Origin of the sequence: Brevundimonas sp. PWP3-1b1 (assembly GCF_049896065.1) — a bacterium.
Lineage (GTDB): Bacteria > Pseudomonadota > Alphaproteobacteria > Caulobacterales > Caulobacteraceae > Brevundimonas > Brevundimonas intermedia_B.
Window position 1 is genome coordinate 838718 of record NZ_JAFCTO010000001.1, and the last position, 22869, is coordinate 861586.

The following is a 22869-nucleotide window of genomic DNA, read 5'->3' on the forward strand; positions in this document are numbered from 1 at the left end:
CCTCAGCGCCCCTTCTTGCGCACCCACATGGCGGCGTCGGCCTCGGTCAGCCAGACCTCGGCGTCGGTATGGCCGTCCCAGGCGCGCACACCGAACGAACCGCCCAGTTCGGTCCTGTGTCCGTCCCAGACGAAGCCTTCGGTCTTCAAGGCCTCGGACAGCTGCCGCGCCTTGGCCCGGCCCTCTTCGTAGCCCGCGTGCAGCATCAGCAGCGCGAACTCGTCGCCGCCCAGCCGACCCACGGCGTCTGACTCACGCAGATTGGCCAGGAACAGCTCCGCCACCGCCACCAGGGCTGCATCGCCGGCGGCATGGCCCAGCCGGTCGTTGACGCTCTTGAACCCGTCCATGTCCAGATACAGCAGCACCGCCGGCACCCCGTGCCGCTGGCAATAGGCCATGGTCCGCTGAAGCGCGGCGACGAAGCCGCGCCGGTTCAGGGCAGGGGTCAATACATCATGGTCGGCGGCGGCCTCGGCGGCGGCGGCGCGCGTCTTCCACGCTTCCAGCTCGACGCGCAGGCGCTCGATCTCGGCGGTCAGGTCGTGTTCGGCCACGTCGGTCACGGCGCAGGGATGGCTCCGATGGCGCGACTCAGTCTGCGTCGCGCGGTCGAACGATGGTAGAGCGTGATCCGCCGACATTGAAGGCCGACAATAAGGGCCTGGAGGCGTGAAACCGCCCGCGTGCGGTTGCGGGCGTCACCCACGTGCTGTAACGGGCGCCTTTCCGCGAGGGGCCTTACAGACATGGCGACTTCCGCACCGCCGGTGGCGATCATCATGGGCAGCCGGTCCGATTGGCCGACCATGAAGCTGGCCGCCGACAAGTTGGACCAGTTGGGCGTCGCCTGGCAGGCCAAGGTCGTCAGCGCACACCGCACGCCCCAGCGCCTGGTCGAGTTCGCCACGGGCGCCAAGGCCGCAGGATACAAGGTGATCATCGCCGGAGCCGGGGGCGCCGCCCACCTGCCGGGCATGGCCGCCTCCATGACCGAACTGCCGGTGCTGGGCGTGCCGGTCCAGTCCAAGGCCCTGAAGGGGATGGATAGTCTGTTGTCCATCGTCCAGATGCCGGCCGGCGTGCCCGTAGCGACCCTGGCCATCGGCGAGGCGGGCGCCGCCAACGCCGGCATTCTGGCCGCCCAGATCCTGGCCCTGTCGGACGAAGCCTTGGCCGAACGCCTGGCCGCCTTCCGCGCCGCCCAGACCGATTCCATCGCCGAAACCGTCGAGGACTGAGTGCCTGATCTTCCGCTTCCCCCCGGTTCGACCCTCGGAATCATCGGCGGAGGCCAACTGGGCCGGATGCTGAGCCAGGCCGCGTCGCGCCTGGGCTTCGACGTCGTCATTCTGGACCCCGAGGCTGACAGCCCGGCGGGCCGCGTCTCGGCGCATCAGATCGTCGCCGCCTATGACGATCCCGACGCCCTGACCGCCCTGGGCCGCGCCGCCGACGTGGTCACTTTCGAGTTCGAAAACGTCCCCGCCGATTCCATCGAACGCCTGGCCGAGGCCGGCGCCCTGGTTGCGCCGGGGCCGACCGCGCTGCGCGTGTCGCAGGACCGGGTGGACGAAAAGACCTTCCTCAACGCCGTGGGCGCCCCGACGGTCGCCTTCGCCGTCGTCGATACGCTGGACGATCTGGTCGTCGGCCTGACGACCCTGGGCGTGCCAGCTCTGCTGAAGACCCGCCGCGAAGGCTATGACGGCAAGGGCCAGGTCTGGATCCACGCCATCGAGGACGCGCCCGCCGCCCTGGAAAGCCTGGGCGGCCGTCCGGCCATTCTGGAAGCCAAGGCGACCTTCGTGCGCGAACTGTCGGTCATCGCCGCCCGCGACTGGGACGGCCATATGTCGGTCTATCCGCTGGGCGAGAACCGGCACGAGGGCGGCGTCCTGCGCACCACCCTGGCCCCCGCCGCCGTGGACGAAAAGACCCAGGTCCGCGCCCGCGCCATCGCCGAGGCGATTCTGGACGGGCTGGACTATGTCGGCGTGGTGGGCGTCGAACTGTTCGACCTGGGAGACGACGTCCTGCTGGTCAACGAGATCGCCCCACGCGTCCACAACACCGGCCACTGGACCCAGGACGGCTGCGTCTGCGACCAGTTCGAACAGCACATCCGCGCCGTGACCGGCTGGCCGCTGGGCCCGACGACCGCCCACGCCCGCATCGAAATGACCAACCTTCTGGGCGAAGAGGTCGAGGACTGGCGCAAGCTGTCGGCCAAGTCCGACGAACGCCTGCACCTCTACGGCAAGGCCGAAGCGCGGCCGGGCCGCAAGATGGCGCACGTGAACCGGGTGTTGGGGGCGGTCTAACTTCTTCTTTCGTCATCCTCCGGCAAGCCGCGTCTTTGCGGCGCAGACCGGGGGACCCAGCGGCGCCGAAGGCGATGCGTCCGCCGCTTCCTTTTTGACCACCCTGTCCGCGACAGGTTCGCGCTCACGCGCGCCGCTGGGTCCCCCGATCTCGCTACGCTCGTCGGAGGATGACGAAAGAAGAGAGAACTAAGCCCGCGCCCCGTATCGCATCCGGCTCAGCGCGTCCGTCACCCTGCGGAATGGCGCATCGAAGTCCTTGCCCGCCTTCCACTTTTCGAAGGCCATGACGTTCTCAATGCGCCGGGCAACGAAGGCTTCCGCCGCCTCGCGACCATCGAACCAGCGCATGGTCAGGGCGGGGATCAGAATGCCCGACAGGATGGTGCGCTTCGAATAGTGGTTACAGTCGGTCGCCTCGTCCCCGGCCCAGCGCCACAGGTGGTCCGCGCTCTCCCAGGCCAGTTTCAGCCCCAGGTCGGCGTTGGTCGGCAGGGCCAGGAAGGCGGCGCAGCGGCGCGTAGCCTCCAGGTCGGCGGCGCCGGCCTCCATTCGTTCGGACACGGCGCGGGCGATTCGCTCGCGAATCTTCAACGACTTGGCGTCGATCTGGCCCAGGGCCGCCAAGGCGCGGTCATCATGGCGGCGCGACAACAGGGCGGCGAGATCGCGCGCGCCGTTGGGCAGCAGCAGTTCTTCGTCGCCGCGCGACAGGCCGCACGCCTCGCATGCCTCGCGCACCAGACGGGCGTTCCAGCCCAGCGCCGGCGCGCGGGCGATGGCGGCGTCCAGCACGGTCTGTTCGGTCCGGTCGGCCCAGTCTGTCGTGTCGATCATGGCCCGATCATACGCCTGTCGCGCCGGGGTTTCGAGCCTTGAAGAATGGTCGCGACGATCTGGACAGGTGCGGGCGGCTGGTGTATCAGCGCGCCTTCATCCGAGGGCCCGACTTTCGGAAGACGATTTTATTTTGTTCGCCCGTCTCCCTTACAGGACGCGGCGGGCGGCCAAAGGAGAGTTCAACCTGGTACAGATTTTCGTTCGCGATAATAACGTCGATCAAGCGCTCAAAGCCCTAAAGAAGAAGATGCAACGCGAAGGCAGCTTCCGTGAAATGAAGCGCCACGTGCATTACGAAAAGCCGTCGGAAAAGCGCGCCCGTCAAAAGGCCGAGGCGATCCGTCGCGCTCGCAAGCTGGCCCGCAAGCGCATGCAACGCGAGGGCCTGCTGCCCGCGCCGAAGCCGCGCGTTCCCGGCGCTGGCGCCGGTGGCGGCAGCCGGTAATATCCTGGCGTAAGCCAAAAAGATTTGAGGCCGCCTCCTTCGGGAAGCGGCCTTTTTCTTTGTCTCCTCCCCGCGAAGCGGGGAGGGGGACCGCGCGTAGCGTGGTGGAGGGGCTCTTGAAGTCCCACAGGCGCTTGTAATGCTGTGAAGAGCCCCTCCGTCACGGCGCGAAGATGCGCCGCGCCACCTCCCCATCGCTGCGCGATAGGGAGGAGACGGATCCGCGCCCCTAGGTCCGCCCGGTGATCGCCCGGCCGAAGCTCTTCCAGCTCAGCTTCACGTCCGACAACGCCCCTGCGCGGAAGGCTCGCCCTGCGATCCAGACCATCAGGGCGGCGGTGGCGAACATGCCCACCAGCGTCAGAATCACCTCGATCAGCGGCGGATCGCTGGGCGCCCGCGCGCTCATCAGGAAGGGGGTGAAGAAGGGAATCCAGGACAAGACCTTGACCACCGGGGCGTCCGGGCTGGTCAGGGCCATCTGCATGACCAGGATCGGCACGACCAGGATCATCATGATCGGCCCCATCAGCGTCTGGGCGTCGCGCGGCGTCTCGCAGAAGGCGCCGATGGCCGCGAACAGCACCGCATACATCAGGTAACCGCCGACCATATAGGCGATGAAATAGAAGATCAGGCCGTCGTGCAGCAGCACCTGGCCGATCGTCGCCGCCGTCTCGGGCGAGGCCGACAGAAGGCTGAACGTCCCGATTCCACCCCACACGCCCATGACCGTCAGGGTCAGCAACGCCACGCCCAACACCTTGCCCGTCAGGATCTCGGTCGCCGAGGCCGAAGACAGCAGCACCTCCAAGATCTTGTTCGACTTCTCCTCCATCACGCTGTTCAGCAGGATCGAGGCGCCGGTGATGACCAGCGACCACAGCAGGAAGCCCACACCCAGGCCGATGAACGACGGGATTCGGTCGCGCATCGACACCTCGCCCCCGCTGGCGGCGTTGGGCGAAAAGGCCTTCACCTCGGGCCTGAAGGTCTGGACCTCCTGGGCCACGGCCGGGGCCACCCCGGCGGCGGTCAGCAGTTCGGTGCGTCGCGCGTCGCGCAGGGCCGTGCGAACGAAGCTGGACACGTCGTTGTCGGTGGCGCGGGCGGTCCAGACCTGGGCGGCGGGCTTGCCATCGACGCGGTTCAAAAAGACCACGGCATCCAGGCGGCGGTCCTTGGGCGCCGCCTTGTCCAGCGCGGCCTTGATGGCGGCGTCGCGCGCCGGGCCGGTCGCGTCGGCGATGGCGGGCGGGGCGGCGACCAGGCGGATCTTGGGCCCGCTGATGGAGGCCACGGCGCGCCCGGCTCCGGCTTGACCCTTCTCGGCGGCCTCGCGCAGGCGTTCGTTCTGGCGATCCAGATCGGATTGCAACGAGGCGCGGACGGCGGCGGCCAGGCCCGTCGCGGCCGGACCTTCCTCGATCACCGCCACCGCCTTGACCGGCTCGGCCGAGCGGATCAGCAGGGGAATGCCCCCGCCCAGCACGGCGAATAGCGGGAACGCCAGCAGCGACAGCCAGAAGCCGACGGTCTTGGCATAGGCGACATATTCGCGTCGCGCGATCAGCAGGGTGCGGTTCATCGGGCGGCCTCCGCAGGTGCAGCGGGTTGATCGGGATGGTCGCCGGTCAGGCCGATGAAGGCGTCGTGCAGCGTCGTTTCCTTCAACGCAAAGCCGCGCACGTCCAGACCGTTCAGGAAGGCCGTCTTCAACGTTTCCTGACCGCCTGCGCCGGGGGAAAGGGCGATCTTCAACCGCCGCACGCCGTCCACATCCGACAGGGTCTCGACGCCGGCCACGCCGGGCAGGGCGGCGGCGGCCTGCGCGCTGATCGCGCCTTCCAGATCGAGGAAGCGGGGCGAGGTGGCCCTGGCCTGATCCACCGTGCCCTCGAACGCCTTACGACCGCGCGCCAGCAGCACGACCTTGTCGCACAGCCGTTCGGCGTGCTGCATCACGTGGGTCGAGAACAGGACGGTGGCGCCGTTCGCCGCAAGGTCGCGGATCATGGCCTCCAGACCCTGCTGGTTCATCGGGTCCAGGCCCGAGAAGGGCTCGTCCAGGATCACGAACTCGGGCTGATGCACGACCGAGGCGATCAGCTGCACCTTCTGCGCCATCCCCTTGGACAGCTCCTTCATCTTCTTCTTTTGCGCCTCGCCCAGCCCCTGCTGCTCCAGCATGGCCTTCGCGCGCTTCTTGCCTTCGGCGACCGGCAGGCCCTTCAGGGCGCCGAAGAAGCTGATGGCCTCGACGGGGGTCATCTTCTTGTAGAGGCCGCGTTCCTCGGGAAGGAAACCGATCCGGTCGCGCACCTTGCGCCCGTCGTCGGCGCCCAGGATCTCGATCCGCCCCGACGTCGCCGGCTGCAGGCCCAGGATCATCCGCAGGGTCGAGGTCTTGCCCGCCCCGTTCGGCCCCAGAAAGCCGCAGATCGAGCCCTTCTCGACCTGAAAACTCAGATCCCGCACGGCGTCGAAATCGCCGTAACTCTTGCTCACCCCATCCAGCGTCAATGCCGCCATATCGCCCCCCGTCCTGTGACGGTCAGCCTAGAAGCGCAGGTTGTGCGACGCCAGTGGATTTGGCGTCGCGGCCGTCAATCCAGTACGGGCAGCTCGATATAGGATGCGTTTTCTCCAGCATGGTGGATGGCGTTGTCGGCGATCACGCCCTGGCTTTCCGTCTCATTCGGCCCGCCCGTGTTCAGGTTGCGAACGAATTTGGGGAAGTTCGAACTGGTGACCTCGACCCGGATGCGGTGCCCCGGCTGGAAGGTGTTGCTGATCGTCATAGGCGTGGGCTGGACCGTCGCCACCTGGCCGGGCGTCAGCGGCATGGGGCGGTCGTATCCATCCCGGTACCGGGCGCGCATGATGGTGTCGCCGAGGATATAGGCCGTGCCGTCTGGCGCCACGTCCACCAGCTTGACCGCGAAATCGGTATCGGTCGCCGAGGACGACACTTTCAGCACCGTGTCGATGAAGCCCGTGACCTGCATCGGCTCAGTCAGCGGCTCGGACGTATAGACCAGCACATCGTTTCGCGCCTCGATCTGACGTTGGTCGAACGCTCCGGCTGTGACCAGGCCGCCGTTGCAGCAGTCGCCGCCGCCGATGGTCTGGACCGGGTTCATCGGATCATAGCGATAGCGGTCGGCCTGTTCGCCTGCCGGCGGCGCTTCCAGGCTGAGCATGCCGTCACCGTTGAGGCTGTTGGCCGCTCCGCCAGAGCGCAGATACATCCGCACGGTCTTGACCCCGGCGGGCGGCCATTGGGCGGCGGTGCGCCATTCGTTCTCGCCCATGTTGAAATACCGGACGTGCGGCGTGCTCTCGGGGAAGGCGCGGCGTTCGCCCTTCAGCCAGCGGTCGAACCAGGCGTGGACCAGGGCGTCGCTGTCGAAGCTGGCGTCGCCCAATGGCCGATCGCCCGACTTGTAGTTCGGCCCCAGGCCACCAAAGGCGCAGTGGTTGTTCGGCCCCACCACCACATACTGGTTCTCGGCCGCCTCGCGGTCCCCGGTCGTCGAACGGGCGTGGTTGAACAGCTCCATGTTCGGGCCGATGGAGACGTCGTACCAACTGTTGAACCACAGCGACGGCACGCCCCAGCCCATGTCGTCATGATAGAGGCCGCCTTGACGCCAAGCGGGATCGGCGGGCGTGCGGGCGATCAGTTCCTCGAACGTGCCGGCCGGCTCGCCCAAATCTTTCAGCATCTCGTTGACCGGCAGGTGGCGGATCTGGCTGGGCCAGTTCACATCCGGCTTCTTGGCGTCCAGGTCGTTGTAGCGCACGAGCCTGGCGCGCGTTTCCTGATCCATGTCGCCGGGGATCTGCGCGCGCTGAGGATTGTCCACGCCGTACAGCCAGACGAAGAACAGGTTGCGGGGAACGCCGCCGGTGTACCAGTTGCCCTGTTCCTGGAACCGACCGACCTTTCCGATTCCGGCGCCAGATGCTTGCGGGACCATGGCCGCATGGGCGGGGTGGTTCTGCGCCGCCAGCGCCAGCTGCCATTCCGCTGAAGAGGAGCATCCCAGCGTGCCGACCTTTCCGTTCGACCACGGCTGAGCGGCGACCCAAGTCAGGGCGTCATAGCCGTCAGTCTGGGGGTAGCCGAGGATCTGATAATCGCCGCCGGAGAAATACCGCCCCCGCTCGTTCTGGACGACGAAGGCGTAGCCCTGGCTGACCCAGCTCAGGGCAGAGCGAGTGGTCCGGGCGTTGTAGGCCAGCTCGTTGTACGGCGTTCTAACGAAGACGGTGGGTAGTGGACCGTCCACATTCTTGGGACGATAGACATTGGTCGCCAAGCCCACGCCATCACGCATTGGAACCATCACGGCCATTGTCACATCGGCGATGCGCGACAGCTCGGTCTGGGCGGCTGCGTCGCTGTAGCGTCCATAATCTTGAGCCGAGACAGTGATCGGCGTGGCCGCCAGAACTCCTGCGACGACAGCGGCGACGAACCTGTTCATTCCCAATCCCTCCAGAAAGCAGGGATGGATCTAGGACGATTGTAGCCTGGGTCGCAATGTCGCGGAGCTTAGCTCTTCGGCTTCACCGTCACTTCGAAATGGCGATCGACGACCTTGGTCGGATTGACCTGTGCGCCGTTGCGGCGGACTTCGAAATGCAGGTGGGGACCGGTGGAATAGCCGGTGGAGCCGACCAGGCCGATGCGCTGGCCCATCGTCACGGCGTCGCCGTTCGCCACGTCGATGCGGCTGAGGTGGCCATAAAGGGTGCTCATGCCGTTGGGGTGGCGCACCTCGATGAAGTTGCCGTAGCCCTCGGGGTCATAGCCCGTGCGGACCACTTCACCCTCGGAGGCGGTGAAGACGGTGGTGCCTTTCGGGGCGGCGATGTCGACGCCCTTGTGCGCACGGGCCTTGGCCTCGATGGCCAGTTTGCGCAGGCCGAAGGGGGAGTTGATCGCATAACCGCGCACGGGGGCGGTGAAAGCGATCTGGCGCGTGATCGGACCGGCCTTCTCGACCTCGGCCTTGACCGGCGGGGCGACGGGGATGGCGATCTGGGCGGGCGGCGGCAGCGAGGCTTCGCGCGCCGCATTGGGCGCGGCGGCGGCGGCGAAAACGGCCACTGCGGCGAATGCGGCGGTCTGGCCGGAGTGGATCAAGAGGGTCTTGCACCGCGCCAGCGGCGCGTTGGTAAGCAGGCGTCGCATTCGGCGGCGTCTCCAGCGTCTTTGCGCTCTGGAATGAAGGCACGCGGCGCCGGACGGCGCACGGCGTTCCGTGGAAAGGACGGCTTATGCCTATCGGCTGGGGCGACTTTGGGGCTGTGGCGGGGCGGCGGATGGTCGCACGGCGGAACCTGCGCCTTGCCGCGCCTGATCAGGCGATGATGTCGGGCAGGATCTCGTCTTCGATCTTCACGATCTCGTCCTTCAGCGCCAGCTTCTTGCGCTTCAGCCGGGCCAGCATCAGCTGGTCGGGAGTGACGGCCAGGCTCAGCGCGTCGATGGATGCGGCGAGATCGGAGTGTTCCTGACGCAGCAGCTTCACCCGTGCGTGAAGCTCGGCCATCTCTGCGGTGGTTTCAGGTGTGTCGTCGTTCATGGTGTCGTCCCCAAGCCGCTTATAGCCACGCAGGGCTCAGGTCGGAAGGGCGTCTGCGAGGCGGATCAGCGCCGGTCGCGGTGTGACGTTGGCCCAGACCCGCGCCGTGGCGACCAGGGCGCCGATGGCGGGGCGGGGCGGACCGACTGGCGCGGGCGCCAAGGCCTCCAACGCCTCCAGCAGGTGGCGTTCCGCCTCCAGCTCCAGCGCCTTGATACGGTTGCGGACGGCTTCACGCGGGCCGTCGTCGATGTCGGGGATGGGGGCCTTCAGCGTGCGGCGCACCGAACGCAGGGGCGCGACGACGACGCTGTCCCAGGCGCGAGCGGTGTCGCAGGCGGCTTCGATGGTCTCTGCATCCGGCTTGCGGCCGGTCGCCGCGACCCAGCCAGACCAGAGCAGCACAGGCACGTTCTGCTCATGGCTGTCCTGCAACGCCAGGCACGCCTCGCCGACCCCCGGAGCGGCATAGGCGGCGACCGCCCAGTCCCACAGCCGCATTATTTCAGGCCTTCCCAGCGGCGCACCGCGCCCCAGTCCAGGCCGAACAGATCCAGCGTCCGTCCGACCGACTGATCCACCATCTCCAGGATCGAGGCGGGCTTGGCGTAAAAGGCGGGCAGGGGCGGGGCGATGATGGCGCCCATCTCGGTCAGGGCCGTCATGGTCCGCAGGTGGCCCAGGTGGAACGGCGTCTCGCGCACCATCAGCACCAGCGGTCGCCGCTCCTTCAGCGTCACGTCCGCCGCGCGCGTCAGCAGGGTCGAGGTCACGCCGGTGGCGATCTCGCTCATCGTCTTGACCGAACAGGGCGCTACGATCATGCCCAGGGTGCGGAAGGATCCAGAGGCGATGGTCGCGCCCACATCGGCCAGTTTGTGCACGACGGACGCCTTGGCCGTCAGGTCGTCAGGCGACATATCCGTCTCCTGCGACAATGTGAGTAGGGCGGCCTTGGTCACCACCAGATGGCTCTCGACCCCCAGATCGGTCAGCGCATCCAGCATGCGCGCGCCGTAGATCGCGCCGGACGCCCCTGAAATTCCCACCACCATCCGGGCGGGCGGGTTCCGTATGGCTCCGTTCACATCATCGACCATTTTGGGGGTCAGCCTCCGTGGGGTCCGGCGAGACGGGCTGTCACTGGAAAGTGATTACACAGCTCGCCAAACCGGGCGCTCACTCTACTGGTCCCTAACCTGAGGAGGCGCAAGCCATGACCATCGAGGCTCGTATTCGCGAACTGGGTAATCGTCATCGTAGTCTGGATGAGACCATCCAGAAGGAACTTACCCGTCCGTCCACGGATCCGTTGCAGGTCAGGGCGCTGAAGCAGAAGAAGCTTCGGCTGAAGGAAGAAATCACCAGTCTGGAGGCGCGGGCGCACTAGCGACCGACCTCCCTGAAAACGAAGACGGCCCCGGAGATCGCTCTCCGGGGCCGTTTTCGTTTCGTGAAGCGAAGATCAGTCCTTGGTGCCGAACACCGAGGCTGCGGTCGGCTCTGCCGTCGGACGCTGACGGGCTTCCGGCACGAATTCGGGCTCGGCCTCGACCTGTTCGACGGGCTGGATGGTGCCGCCGCCCTTCTTGAGGTCGTCCTTGGTCTTCTTGTCGGCGGCCTTCTTGACGATTTCGTCCAGGGCCAGCTGGCCGACCAGGCCCAGGGTCACGGGATCGACCGGCTTGATGTTGGCGCTGTTCCAGTGGGTGCGGTTGCGCACGCTTTCTATGGTGGACTTGGTCGTGCCCAGCATCTTGGCGATCTGGGCGTCAGTCACTTCCGGGTGATTGCGCACGAACCAGGCGATGGCGTCCGGGCGGTCCTGACGACGCGAGACCGGTGTGTATTTCGGGGCCGGCTTGGCCGACTTCATCAGTTCGGCGTGACGGCTGACGATGGCCTTCATCCGGTAGTTCTCGTCGCCCTGGGCCTTGTCCAGCTCTTCGCGCGTCAGCTGACCGCCCGTGACGGGATCGACGCCGCGGATGTCGCGCGCCACGTCGCCGTCGGCGATGCCGCGGACTTCCAGCGGGTGCAGGCCGCAGAAGTCGGCGATCTGCTCGAAGCTGAGGGATGTGTTGTCGACCAGCCAGACCGCAGTGGCCTTCGGCATCAGAATGTCGCTCATGGGGCGTTCGTCCCGGTGTTGTTAAGCCGCCGAATGAGGCTTCGGCTGGCGTTGGATACGACGGCGCCCGGCCTTTCGACCGGGCGCGTAGAGTTTCGATATAGGCCTATTCGCCCGAAAAGAAAACGCCGACCGACAATCCCATACAGCAACGGTTCATCCGTCATGACGCAACCTTCGCGGTAGTGAAGACTTACAGCCTTGGGAGAGGAGAACCATCATGTCACTGCTATTCGCTGCGGCCCTTGCGGCCGCCATGTCGTCCCCGGTCGAGCCGCAACAGCAACGCGTCGCACCGAGAGGCGGCTACGCTCAAAGTTGCACCGAAGCCTATGTGAACCGGGGTCGGCTCTACGCCGATTGCCGCGATACGCGCGGCCAGATGCGCGGCACCTCGATCGAGCTGGCGCGCTGCGGCAATGAAGACATCAACAACGACAACGGCCTGCTGGTCTGCGGTCGCTTCCGTGGCGATTACGAGGGCGCCCAGCCCGGTCGCCCCGGCCACGGTGGTCCGGGTTGGGGCGGCGGAAACGGCGGCGGCTGGGGCCGTTCATCCATCACCGTCTATGAAAACTCCAACTTCCGCGGCGCCTCGCGCGAGTTCACCAGCGAGGATCGCAATCTGGGTCGTACGCCCTTTAACGACCGGATCAGTTCGGTCCGCGTCCAGGGGCGTTGGGAAGTCTGCACCGACGCCGAGTTCCGGGGCCGTTGCCGCGTCGTCGAAGGCGACGTCCGCTATCTGAGCGGCGGCTTCAACGACAGCATCTCGTCCATGCGCCCCGTGCGCGGCGGCGGGCGCTACTAGGCCTCAGACGGTCAGGACGATCTTGCCGATGTGCCCGCCGGCCTCCAGTTCGGCGTGCGCATCGGCAGCGTTTTTCATTGGAAAGACCGCCTGAACCGGCGGTCTGACCGCGCCGGACGCCACCCACGGCCAGACCGTCGCCTCCACAGCAGCGGTTAGTCGGGCCTTTTCGTCGGCGGGGCGGCTACGTAGCGTCGATCCCGTCAGCGTCAATCGCTTCAGCATGATCCGCTGCAAGTCCATCTCGACCTTGGCGCCGGTCAGGGACGCGATGACGACCCACCGTCCTCCGGCGTTCAGGCTGTTCAGGTTCAGGGCGGCGTAGTCGCGCCCCACCATGTCCAGAACCACATCGGCCCCGCCCGCCGCCTTGATCTGCGCTTCCAGATCGTCGGCCGAGGCGTCCAGGCTGATGTCGGCGCCCAACGCTTTCGCCGCCTTGGCCTTGTCCGCCCCGCGCGACGTGGCGATCACCTTTGCGCCCGCCGCCTTGGCCATCTGAATCGCCGTCACCCCGATGCCGCTGGTCGCGCCGTGGATCAGCAAGGTCTCGCCGGCCTTCAGCCCGCCGCCCTCGAACACATTGGCGAAGACGGTGAAGACGGTCTCGGGCAGCACGGCCGCCTGGACGAAATCGAGACCCTCGGGGATCGGCAAGACATGGCGCGCATCCACCACCGCCTGTTCGGCATAGCCGCCGCCGCCCAGCAGGGCGCAGACCCGGTCGCCGACCTGCCAGCGCGTCACACCCTCGCCGACGCCTGCGATCTCGCCTGCGATCTCAAGGCCCAGGATGTCGGATGCGCCAGGGGGAGGGGGGTATCCACCGCTTCGCTGGAGCAGGTCGGGCCGGTTGACGCCCGCCGCGCGCACCCGGATCAGCACCTGTCCTGGGCCCGCAACGGGATCGGGGCGTTCGGCGATCTTCAGCGCCTCGGCCGGGCCTGAACCGCCTTCGATCTCGATCACGCGCATAGCACTTCCCTTGCATTCGTCCGTATCCGGGCGTTCAGATAAGGGTCCTGGGCCGCCTTGGCCATGACAGCGCGGAAGGCGACGACGATGTTCGAAGATATTGAACCCCGCCCGCAACGCGGCGAACCCCTCCGCGCCCTGTCGCGCGAAGACCTGGATGTCTATTCCATCGAGGATTTGCAGGAGCGGATCGCCGCTCTGGAGGACGAGATCAAAAGGTCGAGCAACGCCATCGAGGCCAAACGCTCCAAGAAAAACGCCGCCGACGCCCTTTTCAACTTCGGTTCCTGATCGCGAATGGCACGTCTGCATGGCATGAGCGTTGCATCTTTCCTGCGAACGGTTCCGCCAGGCGCCGATTGCAGGACGGACTCGCATTTCCCTAATGATCAAAGCTCAAATGACCTCCGCTCCGTCCTTCGCTGACCGCAGCCGCACCGTGCGCGATTTCGCCCGTTCGGAGCTGTTCGACCGCACCTTCCGCGAAGGCATGGAATTGGTCGAGGAGACCGCCGCCTATCTGGACGGCGAGGGGCGTCGCGATTCCAAGATGCTGTCGCGCGCCGCCGCCCTGGCCTATGCGGCCGAGAGCATGAAGCTGACGACGCGCCTGATGCAGATCGCCTCGTGGTTGTTGGTCCAACGGGCCGTGCGCGAGGACGACATGACGCCGGAAACGGCCTGCGAGCCGCGCTATCGCCTGAACGAGCGCCGCATTGAGGCGGAGCCCAGCCATGCCGAACTGCCCATCGCCCTGATCGAATATCTGGTGCGGTCGGAAAAGCTGTTCGACCGCACCCTGTATCTGGATCGCCGCATGTATATGGACGATCAGGACCAGGCCCCCGAGAACCCGGTCCTCAGCCAGATGGGTCTGCTGGAAGCCGCCTTCAGGGGCTAGTCGCCCCTGTTACGGCCCGACGTCGTTGGCGTCGGTACGGCCGTCATCGACCGGCTTGGGCAGGTTGACGCCGATGCCTAGAGCCTCAGCCAGCTTGTCGTCGCGGCCATAGACGTCCTCGCGGAACGCCACACGGCCCTGACCGTCCACGAAGGCGGTCCAGTACAGCAGTCGCACCGAGATCTCGCGGCCGGTGGTGACGCGCGTCGTCTCGCGGCTGTCTTGCGCGGCGTCGAACTGACCCAGCTTGGTCGGGTCGGGCGCCAGCAGCAGGCGCGCGAACTCCACCGCATTCTGCACCCGCACGCAGCCGTGGCTGCGCTGGCGCGTGGACAGGTTGAAGGCGGCCTTCGACGGCGTGTCGTGCAGGAAGATGGCGTAGCTGTCGCGCAGCTCGAACTTCACATAGCCCAACGCCGAACGCGGCCCGGCGCGCTGGATGACCGTGCCGTCCTTCACATACATGTCGTTGGCGGCCAGATAGCCCGGTCCCTTGGGCAGAATCTCGCGACGCGCGATGCCGGCCGGCACATACCAGGGCGGATTTGCCACGACCGAGGCGAAGGGCTTCTCCAGGCTGGGCGTCTGGTTCTCGGCCGACCCGACGACGACGCGGTTGGAGTGGACCGGCTTTGCGTCCTTCCAATAGACCATGATGGCGGCGGCGGTGTTGACCTCGATCCGCTCGGGCGCGACGTCGCGCTTCAGCCAGCGGCGGCGTTCCAGGTTCAGGGCGATCTGGCGGGCGCGATCCTCGGCCGACGCGCCCAGCGAGCGCTGGGTGCCCGTGCCGATGCGGCCGTCGGCGCCCAGGCCGTGGCGGTTCTGGAAGCCCTCCACCGCGCGCTGCAGTTCGGCGTTGTAGGTCAGGCCCTGCGCCTTCAAACGCGCGCCGTCGGCGGCCGACAGGTCGCCCTCGGCCGTCAGCCGGTCGATCAGGGCCGGGATGCGGCGATCGCTGTTGCCCGGTTCGATGGTGCCGCCCGGCGCGAACGCAGGCCAGCCGCCCTGCGCCGCCAGCCGGCGATAGCGCACATAGCCGGCCGACAGGTTCTGATAGCCGATGTCGGTGGGCGCCAGGCCGTCGTACCAGTTGGCCAGCACATTGCGGTTCAGCGCGTCGCTAAGGCCGCGCGGCAGGTCGACGCGGTTCTTCTGCATCTCCCACAGGTCTTCGACCGTCTCGGGCCGCACCTTGCCCTCGGCCAGGACGCGCGCATAGGCGAGGGCGGCCGTGGTGGTGCGCAGATCGGCGCTGGCCGGATCGGCCGCCAGTCCCACGAAGTCGAAATAGTTGGCGCCCGACAGGCCGTGGCGATCGGCGCGGGCGGCGGCGGCGTTCAGGGCGCGCATCCGATCTGCGTTCCACACCGGCCGCCAGCCGTTCAGCTCATAGAAGGCGCGCACATCCGCCTGCTGTGTCGCGGGCAGACGCGAAATCTGGTCGTTGAAGCTGTTGTAGAAGGCGGTCGCCTCCGGGCCACGCTGCACGAAGACCTGCTGCGCGCGCGCCGTGGAGCCGAGGGCCATGGCCGCCGTCGCGACGCCCAGACCCAGTTGCCGTCTATTCATATCCAGTCCGCTTCTTCGAATGTTTCGGCCAGCGTGGCCAACGCCCCTGGTACCCGAACGCCGCCACATTATCGGTGTTCCGGCCAAACAAAAAGCGCCGGTCTCGCGACCGACGCTCTTCGTGATGTGTTTGCTGCAGTATGCCGCAGCCTTGGCCTTACTTCTTGATGAAGCCGGCGAACTTGTTGTTGAAGCGCGAGACGCGGCCGCCGCGGTCCAGCAGGTGGGCGTTGCCGCCGGTCCAGGCCGGGTGGGTGGACGGATCGATGTCCAGGTTCAGCGTGTCGCCTTCCTTACCGTAGGTCGAACGGGTCTGGTAGGAAGTGCCGTCGGTCATCACAACATTGATGAAGTGATAGTCGGGGTGCGTGTCCGCTTTCATGGTCGTCGTCCGGTCTCTGCGCGATGACGATGCCGACCGTCTGTGCGCGTGAAATGAGAAACCCGCCAGAAATCCGGCGGGAATGAGGGGCGGCGTTTACACCGGGGGGCGTTCCGGGGCAAGAGGCGGGCGCAATGACCGACCAATCCAACGCCACCGCCCCTTCCGCAAACCGCGCTTCAGGCGTGGCCTCGATGGAGGGCCGGCCCAGCGCAGGAGCCCTGCTGGCCGATCAGATGTCCGAGGCGGGCGAGAAACGCGCCAAACGCCGCGACATCCGCCCCCTGGCCCGTCTGATTCCCTTTGCGATGCGGCACAAGGGCCATGCCCTGATGGCGGTCTTCTGGCTTTTGCTGTCCACCGCCGCCTCCCTGGGTCTGACCGCCCTGGCGCGCGGGGCCATCGACCATGGGTTCGAGGCCGGCGGGGCCAATCTGAACATCTGGTTCCTGCTGCTGGGCGCCAACGCCCTGTTCCTGGGTCTGGCGACGGCCGCCCGCTACTATTTCGTCACCCGCACGGGCGAGCGCGTCATCGCCGATGTGCGCAAGGGCCTGTTCGGCCGCATCCTGACGCTGGACCCATCCTTCTACGCCCACATGCGCACGGGCGAGGTGCTGTCGCGCCTGACCACGGACATAGCCTTGGTCGAGACGTTGATGACGACCTCGATCTCCTATGCGCTGCGCAACTTCCTGACCCTGATCGGCGGCGTCGCCTTGCTGTTCTTCGTCAGTCCCAAGCTGACCGGCTTCGTCCTGCTGATCGTGCCCTTCCTGCTGGGACCGATCTTCATCTTCGGGCGCAAGGTCAGGAAGCTGACCGTTACGTCCCAGGATCGGTTCGCCAACGCCGTCGGCTTCGCGGGCGAGAGCGTGGACGCCATCGAGACGGTCCAGGCCTTCGGGCGCGAAAAGAGCGCGATCGCCCGCTTCGGCGCGGCGGTCGAGGACGCCTTCTCCGCCTCGCTCACCCGGATGAGGGCGCGCGCCTGGATGACCGCCCTGATCATCGTCGTCATGTTCGGCGGCGTGACCCTGGTGCTGTGGCTGGGCGCCCAGGACGTGGTCGCCGGCGTCATGTCGCCCGGCGCCCTGCTTCAGTTCGTGCTGCTGTCGGTCTTCGCGGCCGGGGCCGTGGGCGCCCTGGGCGAAAGCTGGGGCGACGTGCAAAAGGCCGCCGGCGCCATGGAGCGGATCGAGGAGCTGATGCGGGCCGTGCCCGACATCGCACCTCCGGCCCACGCCACGGCCCTGCCGTCGCCGCCGCGCGGCGAGGTGTCGATGTCGGCCGTCGGCTTCTCCTACCCCGGCCGACCGGATCTACCGGCCCTGAAGGGCTTCAGCCTGACCGTGCGTCCGGGCGAGACCGTGGCCCTGGTCGGCCCGTCCGGCGCGGGCAAGTCCACCGTCTTCCGCCTGTTGCTGCGCTTCTATGATCCGCAAACCGGCATGGTGTCGGTGGACGGCGTCGACGTGCGTCAGGCCGATCCTGTCGATGTGCGCGAGCGCTTCGCCTGGGTGTCGCAGGAAACGCCGCTGTTCTCGGGTTCGGCCCTGGAGAACATCCGCTTCGGCCGTGAGACCGCCACCCTGGAAGAGGCGCGCGCCGTCGCCGAAAAGGCCCAGGCCCTGGGCTTCATCGACGCCCTGCCTGAAGGCTTCGACACCCCGCTGGGCGAACGCGGCAAGAGCCTGTCGGGCGGCCAACGCCAACGCCTGGCCATTGCCCGCGCCCTGGTCCGCGACGCCCCCATCCTGTTGCTGGACGAGGCCACCAGCGCCCTGGACGCCGAAAGCGAACGCCTGGTCCAGGTCGCCCTCGACCAGGCCATGGAGGAGCGCACCACCATCGTCATCGCCCACCGCCTGGCCACCGTCCTGCGCGCCGACCGCATCGTCGTCATGGACGACGGCCGCGTGGTGGAAGAGGGGACGCACGACCAACTGGTGGCCAAGGGCGGCCTCTATGCCCGGCTGGCGGAACTGCAGTTCCGGGCAGGCTAAGCCTGCGCTTGGGCTAAAGGCCCGCGCGCGCCAGCGCCGGGAAGTCGCTAAAGATCGCGTCCACCCCCGCTTCGGCGAAGGCGGCGGCATAGCCTGGCATGTCGCCATGCTCGGCCAGGCCTTCGCTCCGCCGCCGTTCGGCCGGCAGGAAGGCGTTCTCGGCTCGCAGCGTCCAGACGACCACTTTCAGCCCCGCTGCATGAGCGTCATCGACCAGGGCGCTGGGCGCGGTCGTGCGGCCCTCGGCGTCGCGCGGCAAGACCAGGGTCATCTCCGGCGCGACCCAGGCGGCATAGGCGGCCATGGCGTGCAAGCCTTCGGGCGTGATCATCTGGGCGTAGGTCATGTCCGGTCGGTCCGCCGGTCCACCCGCGCCGGCGACCAACTGGGCCAGAGGGGCGTCGATGCGCGCCGCCAGCCGCTCCAGCGGCCCGACCTCGAAACACTGGATGATTACGGGTGCGTCCGCGCCCGTCAGGCCCAGCCGTTCCAGCTCGGCGACGAAGGCGTCCTCCATCGGCAGGCCGATCCCGGCGAAATAGGTCGGGTGCTTCAACTCGGGCGCTACCGCGATGGTCCGTCCAGTGCGGGCAGAGGCCGCGCGGGCGATGGCGACCACCTCCTCGAAGGTCAGGATCGGCTCGCGCCCGTCATAGGCGGCGCTGCCCGGTCGAAACGCGGGCAACCGCTCCTTGGCCCGCAGCGTCTTCAGCTCGGCCAGGGTGAAGTCTTCGGTGAACCAGCCGGTGGTCTGGACACCGTCGATGGTCTTGGTCGTCTTGCGGTCTGCGAACTCGGGCCGGTCGCCGACATCGGTCGTGCCGCCGATCTCGTTCTCGTGCCGATCCACGAAGACGCCGTCCCTGGTCAGCACCAGATCCGGCTCGATCACGTCCGCGCCCTGTTCAACCGCCAGCTCATAGGCCGCGCGCGTATGCTCCGGCCGTTCGCCGGACGCGCCGCGGTGGGCGATGATCAGGGGCTGAGCCAAGGCGGGCGTTCCGACAAGGAGGGCGACGGCGGTCAGAATGGCGCGGATCATGCCCGATGAGTAGGGGCGCGGCGCGACAGCACCATGACTGTCTCCTCCCCACGCAGTGGGGAGGGGGACCGCGAAGCGGTGGAGGGGTTCTTGACGCCCCACCGGCCGCTTGTGATGCGGCAAGAGCCCCATCGTCACGGCGCCCAAGAAGCGCCGCGTCTCTTCCCCGCAAGCGGGGAAGAGACGGAAGCGAGCCTCAGCCCTGCAGCACCTTGCGCAACTGCGGATGCAGTTCGCTGTTGGTCGCCAGGATGGACACGCCCGTCTTGGGATCGCCGTCGTTCTCGATGGTCGTCACCTTGCCGCCGGCCTCGGTCACGAACAGGATGCCTGCCGCCACGTCCCAGGGCTTCAGGTTACGCTCATAGAAGGCGTCGTAACGGCCGGCCGCGACCCAGGCGAAGTCCAGCGCAGCCGAGCCCAGACGGCGCATGCCGGCGACGCGCTGGCCCACGGCGTGGATGTCCTTGATGGCCTGGGCGTGGCCCGACTTGCCGATGAAGGGCAGGCCGGTGGCGACCAGGCTTTCCGACAGGTCGCGACGACCGGCGACGCGGATGCGGTGATCGTTCAGATAGCAGCCCTTGCCCTTTTCGGCCCAGAACAGCTCGTTCATGACGGGGTTGTAGGTCACGCCGGCGACGATCTCGGACGAACCGTCCGGCGCGCGCCGCTCCAGCCCCACCGTGATGGCGAAGTGGGGCATGGCGTGCATGAAGTTGGTGGTGCCGTCGATCGGATCGACGATCCAGGTGTGGGACTTGTCGGTCCCCTCCATCATGCCGCGCTCTTCGCCCAGGAAGCCGTAGCCGGGGCGAGCCTTCATCAGCAGTTCGTAGAGGGTGTCCTCGGCCCTCAGGTCGGCGGCCGTGACGAAGTCGCCGGGACCCTTGCGCGAGACCTGCAACTGCGAGACCTCGCCGAAGTCGCGGAGCATGGGGCGGGCGGTCTTGCGCACCGCGTCGAGCATGACTTGGAGCAGGGCGGAAGCGAGGGCCATCGGCGGATCTCCTGGTCCGCATGTCCTGAAAAGGCGCTTTGGCCCGGAGATGCGGAGAAGTTCAAGGGTCGGCGTCAATCTACGCCGGGTGACTAGTGCTAGTGAGCAAGGAGTGAGCGATGGGTGCGGCCTCGGCTCACCCTTCGCTCACTAGCACCCCTTGCTCACTAGATATCAGTCCGCGCGGCGGACGTATTCGCCGGTCGCGGTATCCACGATAATCCGCTCTCCCGCCGACATATACGGCGGGATCATGATGCGGACGCCGTTCGACGCCATGGCCGGCTTGTAGGAGGAGGAAGCGGTCTGGCCCTTCACGGTCGGCTCGGTCTCGGCGACTTCCAGCACGACCTGATCCGGCAGCGACAGGCCGATCGGACGCTCTTCGTGCATCTCGATGACGACCTTCATGCCTTCTTGCAGATAGGGGATGCGGTCTTCGCCGACCCAGTCCTTTTGCAGTTCGATCTGCTCGTAGGTGCCGTCGTCCATGAAGACCAGGCTGTCGCCGTTGTCGAACAGATAGGAGAAGTCCTTCTGCTCCAGCGTGACGCGCTCGACCTTGTCTTCCGACCGGAAGCGCTCGTTCAGCTTATTGCCGGTTTCGAGGTTCTTGGCCTCGACGTTGGCGAAGGCGCCGCCCTTGCCGGGCTTGACGTGGCTGGCCTTGGTGACGACCCACAGGCCGCCATTGTGCTGCAGGACCATGCCGGGCTTGATGGTGTTGCCGTTGATCTTCATGGGGTCACATCGGGAATAGGGTTGCGCTCTCGCGCCGTTCGGGGCGAGGCGAATAGGGCGCGATCCCTAGAGGAAGCCCCGAGAAAGGGCAAGGCGGCCCTAATGCAGGGTGCGCTCTCGCGACGCCTCGTCCGCCTTGCGATGCAGGAAGTTGCCCAGCCGCACCCCTGATCCGGTCGGAGCGGCCATCTTGCCTGCGCCCTCGTTCAGCTTGCGGGCCTCGTGCGCGAAGGCGGCGGCCAGACCGGCGGACGACATGGCGGCGATCACCTGACGCGCCATCGACGACGGGCGCAGGCCCAGCCAGACGGCGTTGACCGTCTGGGCCGCGACCCAGAGACCCATGGCCGTGGTGCGCTCACGCTGTGGCGGGGCGTTCCACACTCTAACGGCAGACAGGGTGGTGGCCGAAAACACGGCGGGCAGGATCAGGCTGAACGCGCCCCGCGGCTTCTCGGTGATTGGCAGATCCTTGTTTCGGACCTGTTTCAGATTGCGCTTCGGCTTCATGGCTCCCGAGGCGATGCCGTGCGCCAAAAGGGCGAAACCGACGGTCAGAGCGATGCCGGCAAGGACATGTCCAGTGCTGCGGCCCTCGCTGTTCAGCAAATCCTTGGCGGCGTCGCGCACGTCGTCGATCGCTTCGTCGATATCGGTCATGGTCCGCTCCAGCTTGCCTTCACAGGCTAACCACAGAACGCGACGTCGGTTCCGACATTGGGAGGACGCGACTGTCACGCAAAATGAAGCGCGTCCTCGCCAACATCACGCAGCCGCGGAACTCGTGACGACGGATTTTGGACTATCAGAAACCGCCGCGAGGCTGGTCAGGGCCTTCATTATGTTGGCAAGCGCCGCGACATCGAGATTGTCGCTACGCCCACCCATTTCGACGTTCACCTTGACCACGTTCAGAACGCTGACAGCTTCGTTGAGACAACGCGGCACATGGCGAAGTATGAACTTCTCCAACTCCTCAAGAGCGGCGAAGGCCCCGCTGTCGTCCTCACCGATTTCCTCGGCCGTCTGGTAGTTGTTAAGCCACACTGAATACGACAAATCGAAAGAGATACTCTGACCCATAAGCCATTCCTCCTCAATGTGAGATGGAATAGTCGCGCCTGTTTGGTTAATCGGCTTTAAAGACGCCTGCGACTCGCTGACGCAGGCGTCGGGACGCAGCCGATGTCGATCTGACGTAAGAGATCAGCCGCCCGTGGCGGCGCTGTCGGTGACGATTTCCTTCATGGCCGACTGCAGATAGTTCTGCGCGCCCATCAGTTCGATCAGCTTGTGCTGGTTTTCCAGGAAGTCGATGTGCTCCTCGGTATCCGCCAGGATCTTCATCAGCAGGTCGCGGCTGACGTAGTCGCGGGTCTCCTCGCACTGGGTCACGGCAGCGGCGGTCGTGGCGCGGCTGTCCAGCTCAAGTTGCAGATCGGCGCCCAGGCATTCGATCGGATCCTCACCGACCTTCAGCTTGTGCAGGTCCTGCAGGTTCGGCAGCCCGTCGAGGAAGAGGATGCGTTTGATCAGCATGTCGGCGTGCTTCATCTCGCCGATCGATTCTTCGTAGATCACGTTGCCGAGGTGCGACAGGCCCCAGCTTTCGAACATGCGCGCATGCAGGAAATACTGGTTCACGGCCGTCAGTTCGTTGGTGAGCACTGCGTTCAGCGTGCGCAGGATTGCGGGGTCGCCCTTCATGGCCATGGTCCTTGGTCTCGCCACGGCGCATTCGCCGTCTGTTGAGCGAGGCAATACCACAGTAAAACGCGCGTTGTTTATTTGCGAGTTTTTATCACTACATTGATAGTGCGAGTGATTTTCGGCCGCGATAGGCGGCGAGACTATTCGGCTGCGAGTGCGAACGCTTCGCGGCTGTCCTGGATCATCTGGCGCATCTCGCAGACGCATTTGGCGCACTGGGCCTGGCACTGGTTGCGCGCGAAGATGTCGCGTGGACGGCAGGCCCCGGCCTCGATGGCCTGGGCGACATCACGCTGGCGAAGACCGTTACAGTTGCAGACGTACACGAGGCGCTACACGTTCCATCGACTGAGAATGGTTCGCTATAGCACGGGTTAAGGCGATTGCAAGTC

Annotated in this window: 28 protein-coding genes; 8 read left to right on the plus strand and 20 right to left on the minus strand. The window is 66.5% G+C overall.

Annotated elements, in window-relative coordinates:
• Nucleotides 1–2: 2 nt before the first annotated feature.
• A complete protein-coding gene (locus ACP69V_RS04060) occupies nucleotides 3–566 on the minus strand; it encodes a GGDEF domain-containing protein (RefSeq protein WP_426022754.1) in 564 nt (187 codons plus the stop codon).
• 183 nt (nucleotides 567–749) lie between these two features.
• Here ACP69V_RS04060 and purE point away from each other — a divergent pair, with 183 nt between their 5' ends.
• A complete protein-coding gene (purE, locus tag ACP69V_RS04065; RefSeq protein WP_426022755.1) occupies nucleotides 750–1241 on the plus strand; it encodes a 5-(carboxyamino)imidazole ribonucleotide mutase in 492 nt (163 codons plus the stop codon).
• Nucleotides 1242–2324 carry a 5-(carboxyamino)imidazole ribonucleotide synthase gene (locus ACP69V_RS04070; protein WP_426022756.1) on the plus strand — a complete coding sequence of 361 codons (1083 nt, stop codon included), beginning with the start codon at nucleotides 1242–1244 and terminating at the stop codon, nucleotides 2322–2324. It begins immediately after the preceding gene.
• A gap of 189 nt (nucleotides 2325–2513) precedes the next feature.
• Here the strand turns inward: ACP69V_RS04070 and ACP69V_RS04075 are convergent, their stop codons facing one another.
• A complete protein-coding gene (locus ACP69V_RS04075) occupies nucleotides 2514–3161 on the minus strand; it encodes a COQ9 family protein (RefSeq protein WP_426022757.1) in 648 nt (215 codons plus the stop codon).
• A gap of 187 nt (nucleotides 3162–3348) precedes the next feature.
• On the opposite strand from ACP69V_RS04075, the gene rpsU reads away from it, so the two are divergent.
• Nucleotides 3349–3609: a 30S ribosomal protein S21 gene (gene rpsU / locus ACP69V_RS04080; protein ID WP_135195633.1), complete on the plus strand. Its 261-nt coding sequence runs from the start codon at nucleotides 3349–3351 to the stop codon at nucleotides 3607–3609.
• 229 nt (nucleotides 3610–3838) lie between these two features.
• Here the strand turns inward: rpsU and ACP69V_RS04085 are convergent, their stop codons facing one another.
• From ACP69V_RS04085 to ACP69V_RS04115, 7 genes are all read right to left on the minus strand, one after another.
• Nucleotides 3839–5197, minus strand: coding sequence for an ABC transporter permease (locus ACP69V_RS04085; RefSeq protein WP_426022758.1), 1359 nt, complete (start codon nucleotides 5195–5197; stop codon nucleotides 3839–3841).
• Nucleotides 5194–6141 carry an ABC transporter ATP-binding protein gene (locus tag ACP69V_RS04090; protein ID WP_426022759.1) on the minus strand — a complete coding sequence of 316 codons (948 nt, stop codon included), beginning with the start codon at nucleotides 6139–6141 and terminating at the stop codon, nucleotides 5194–5196. The genes ACP69V_RS04085 and ACP69V_RS04090 overlap by 4 nt, the downstream gene beginning before the upstream one ends.
• A 74-nt stretch (nucleotides 6142–6215) precedes the next feature.
• The gene (locus tag ACP69V_RS04095) at nucleotides 6216–8102 is read right to left on the minus strand and encodes a CocE/NonD family hydrolase (protein ID WP_426022760.1); all 1887 of its coding nucleotides are present in this window, start codon (nucleotides 8100–8102) and stop codon (nucleotides 6216–6218) included.
• A gap of 68 nt (nucleotides 8103–8170) precedes the next feature.
• The gene (locus tag ACP69V_RS04100) at nucleotides 8171–8812 is read right to left on the minus strand and encodes a M23 family metallopeptidase (protein ID WP_426022761.1); all 642 of its coding nucleotides are present in this window, start codon (nucleotides 8810–8812) and stop codon (nucleotides 8171–8173) included.
• A gap of 169 nt (nucleotides 8813–8981) precedes the next feature.
• Complete coding sequence (locus tag ACP69V_RS04105) at nucleotides 8982–9206, minus strand: YdcH family protein (protein ID WP_346496450.1); 225 nt, start codon at nucleotides 9204–9206, stop codon at nucleotides 8982–8984.
• Between the two features lie 36 nt (nucleotides 9207–9242).
• Complete coding sequence (locus ACP69V_RS04110) at nucleotides 9243–9707, minus strand: TIGR02444 family protein (RefSeq protein WP_426022762.1); 465 nt, start codon at nucleotides 9705–9707, stop codon at nucleotides 9243–9245.
• The gene (locus ACP69V_RS04115) at nucleotides 9707–10306 is read right to left on the minus strand and encodes a UbiX family flavin prenyltransferase (RefSeq protein WP_426022763.1); all 600 of its coding nucleotides are present in this window, start codon (nucleotides 10304–10306) and stop codon (nucleotides 9707–9709) included. Before ACP69V_RS04115 ends, ACP69V_RS04110 begins: the two co-directional genes overlap by 1 nt.
• A gap of 116 nt (nucleotides 10307–10422) precedes the next feature.
• On the opposite strand from ACP69V_RS04115, the gene ACP69V_RS04120 reads away from it, so the two are divergent.
• Nucleotides 10423–10596, plus strand: a complete 174-nt coding sequence (locus ACP69V_RS04120; protein WP_159845273.1) for a YdcH family protein — start codon at nucleotides 10423–10425, stop codon at nucleotides 10594–10596.
• 75 nt (nucleotides 10597–10671) lie between these two features.
• On the opposite strand, the gene ACP69V_RS04125 is transcribed toward ACP69V_RS04120, so the two are convergent.
• On the minus strand, nucleotides 10672–11337 hold the full coding sequence (locus ACP69V_RS04125) for a DUF1013 domain-containing protein (protein WP_135195170.1): 666 nt from the start codon (nucleotides 11335–11337) through the stop codon (nucleotides 10672–10674).
• A gap of 220 nt (nucleotides 11338–11557) precedes the next feature.
• On the opposite strand from ACP69V_RS04125, the gene ACP69V_RS04130 reads away from it, so the two are divergent.
• Nucleotides 11558–12148, plus strand: a complete 591-nt coding sequence (locus tag ACP69V_RS04130) for a beta/gamma crystallin-related protein (RefSeq protein WP_426022764.1) — start codon at nucleotides 11558–11560, stop codon at nucleotides 12146–12148.
• Between the two features lie 3 nt (nucleotides 12149–12151).
• Here the strand turns inward: ACP69V_RS04130 and ACP69V_RS04135 are convergent, their stop codons facing one another.
• Nucleotides 12152–13123, minus strand: a complete 972-nt coding sequence (locus ACP69V_RS04135) for an NAD(P)H-quinone oxidoreductase (protein ID WP_426022765.1) — start codon at nucleotides 13121–13123, stop codon at nucleotides 12152–12154.
• A gap of 87 nt (nucleotides 13124–13210) precedes the next feature.
• Between ACP69V_RS04135 and ACP69V_RS04140 the strand changes: the two genes are divergently transcribed.
• Entirely contained in the window at nucleotides 13211–13414 is a 204-nt protein-coding gene (locus ACP69V_RS04140) for a DUF1192 domain-containing protein (RefSeq protein ID WP_426022766.1), read from the plus strand.
• Between the two features lie 109 nt (nucleotides 13415–13523).
• Nucleotides 13524–14024 (plus strand): DUF1465 family protein, encoded by a 501-nt coding sequence (locus ACP69V_RS04145; RefSeq protein ID WP_346496463.1) that lies wholly within the window; start codon nucleotides 13524–13526, stop codon nucleotides 14022–14024.
• Between the two features lie 9 nt (nucleotides 14025–14033).
• Here the strand turns inward: ACP69V_RS04145 and ACP69V_RS04150 are convergent, their stop codons facing one another.
• Nucleotides 14034–15596 (minus strand): L,D-transpeptidase family protein, encoded by a 1563-nt coding sequence (locus tag ACP69V_RS04150; RefSeq protein ID WP_426022767.1) that lies wholly within the window; start codon nucleotides 15594–15596, stop codon nucleotides 14034–14036.
• A gap of 157 nt (nucleotides 15597–15753) precedes the next feature.
• Nucleotides 15754–15978: a 50S ribosomal protein L31 gene (rpmE, locus tag ACP69V_RS04155; RefSeq protein ID WP_267516044.1), complete on the minus strand. Its 225-nt coding sequence runs from the start codon at nucleotides 15976–15978 to the stop codon at nucleotides 15754–15756.
• Nucleotides 15979–16112: 134 nt separating this feature from the next.
• On the opposite strand from rpmE, the gene ACP69V_RS04160 reads away from it, so the two are divergent.
• Complete coding sequence (locus ACP69V_RS04160) at nucleotides 16113–17984, plus strand: ABC transporter transmembrane domain-containing protein (RefSeq protein WP_426022768.1); 1872 nt, start codon at nucleotides 16113–16115, stop codon at nucleotides 17982–17984.
• Between the two features lie 13 nt (nucleotides 17985–17997).
• Here the strand turns inward: ACP69V_RS04160 and ACP69V_RS04165 are convergent, their stop codons facing one another.
• The 7 genes from ACP69V_RS04165 to ACP69V_RS04195 form a co-directional block, all read right to left on the minus strand.
• Nucleotides 17998–19026: a glycerophosphodiester phosphodiesterase gene (locus tag ACP69V_RS04165; protein WP_426022769.1), complete on the minus strand. Its 1029-nt coding sequence runs from the start codon at nucleotides 19024–19026 to the stop codon at nucleotides 17998–18000.
• Nucleotides 19027–19222: 196 nt separating this feature from the next.
• On the minus strand, nucleotides 19223–20026 hold the full coding sequence (locus ACP69V_RS04170) for an inositol monophosphatase family protein (protein WP_426022770.1): 804 nt from the start codon (nucleotides 20024–20026) through the stop codon (nucleotides 19223–19225).
• A gap of 174 nt (nucleotides 20027–20200) precedes the next feature.
• Complete coding sequence (gene efp / locus ACP69V_RS04175; protein ID WP_135195179.1) at nucleotides 20201–20767, minus strand: elongation factor P; 567 nt, start codon at nucleotides 20765–20767, stop codon at nucleotides 20201–20203.
• Between the two features lie 99 nt (nucleotides 20768–20866).
• On the minus strand, nucleotides 20867–21427 hold the full coding sequence (locus ACP69V_RS04180; protein ID WP_426022771.1) for a tryptophan-rich sensory protein: 561 nt from the start codon (nucleotides 21425–21427) through the stop codon (nucleotides 20867–20869).
• Between the two features lie 105 nt (nucleotides 21428–21532).
• Nucleotides 21533–21850, minus strand: a complete 318-nt coding sequence (locus tag ACP69V_RS04185; RefSeq protein ID WP_426022772.1) for a hypothetical protein — start codon at nucleotides 21848–21850, stop codon at nucleotides 21533–21535.
• Between the two features lie 123 nt (nucleotides 21851–21973).
• On the minus strand, nucleotides 21974–22474 hold the full coding sequence (gene bfr / locus ACP69V_RS04190; protein WP_426022773.1) for a bacterioferritin: 501 nt from the start codon (nucleotides 22472–22474) through the stop codon (nucleotides 21974–21976).
• Between the two features lie 143 nt (nucleotides 22475–22617).
• Nucleotides 22618–22803 carry a (2Fe-2S)-binding protein gene (locus ACP69V_RS04195; RefSeq protein WP_135195182.1) on the minus strand — a complete coding sequence of 62 codons (186 nt, stop codon included), beginning with the start codon at nucleotides 22801–22803 and terminating at the stop codon, nucleotides 22618–22620.
• Nucleotides 22804–22869 lie beyond the last annotated feature (66 nt).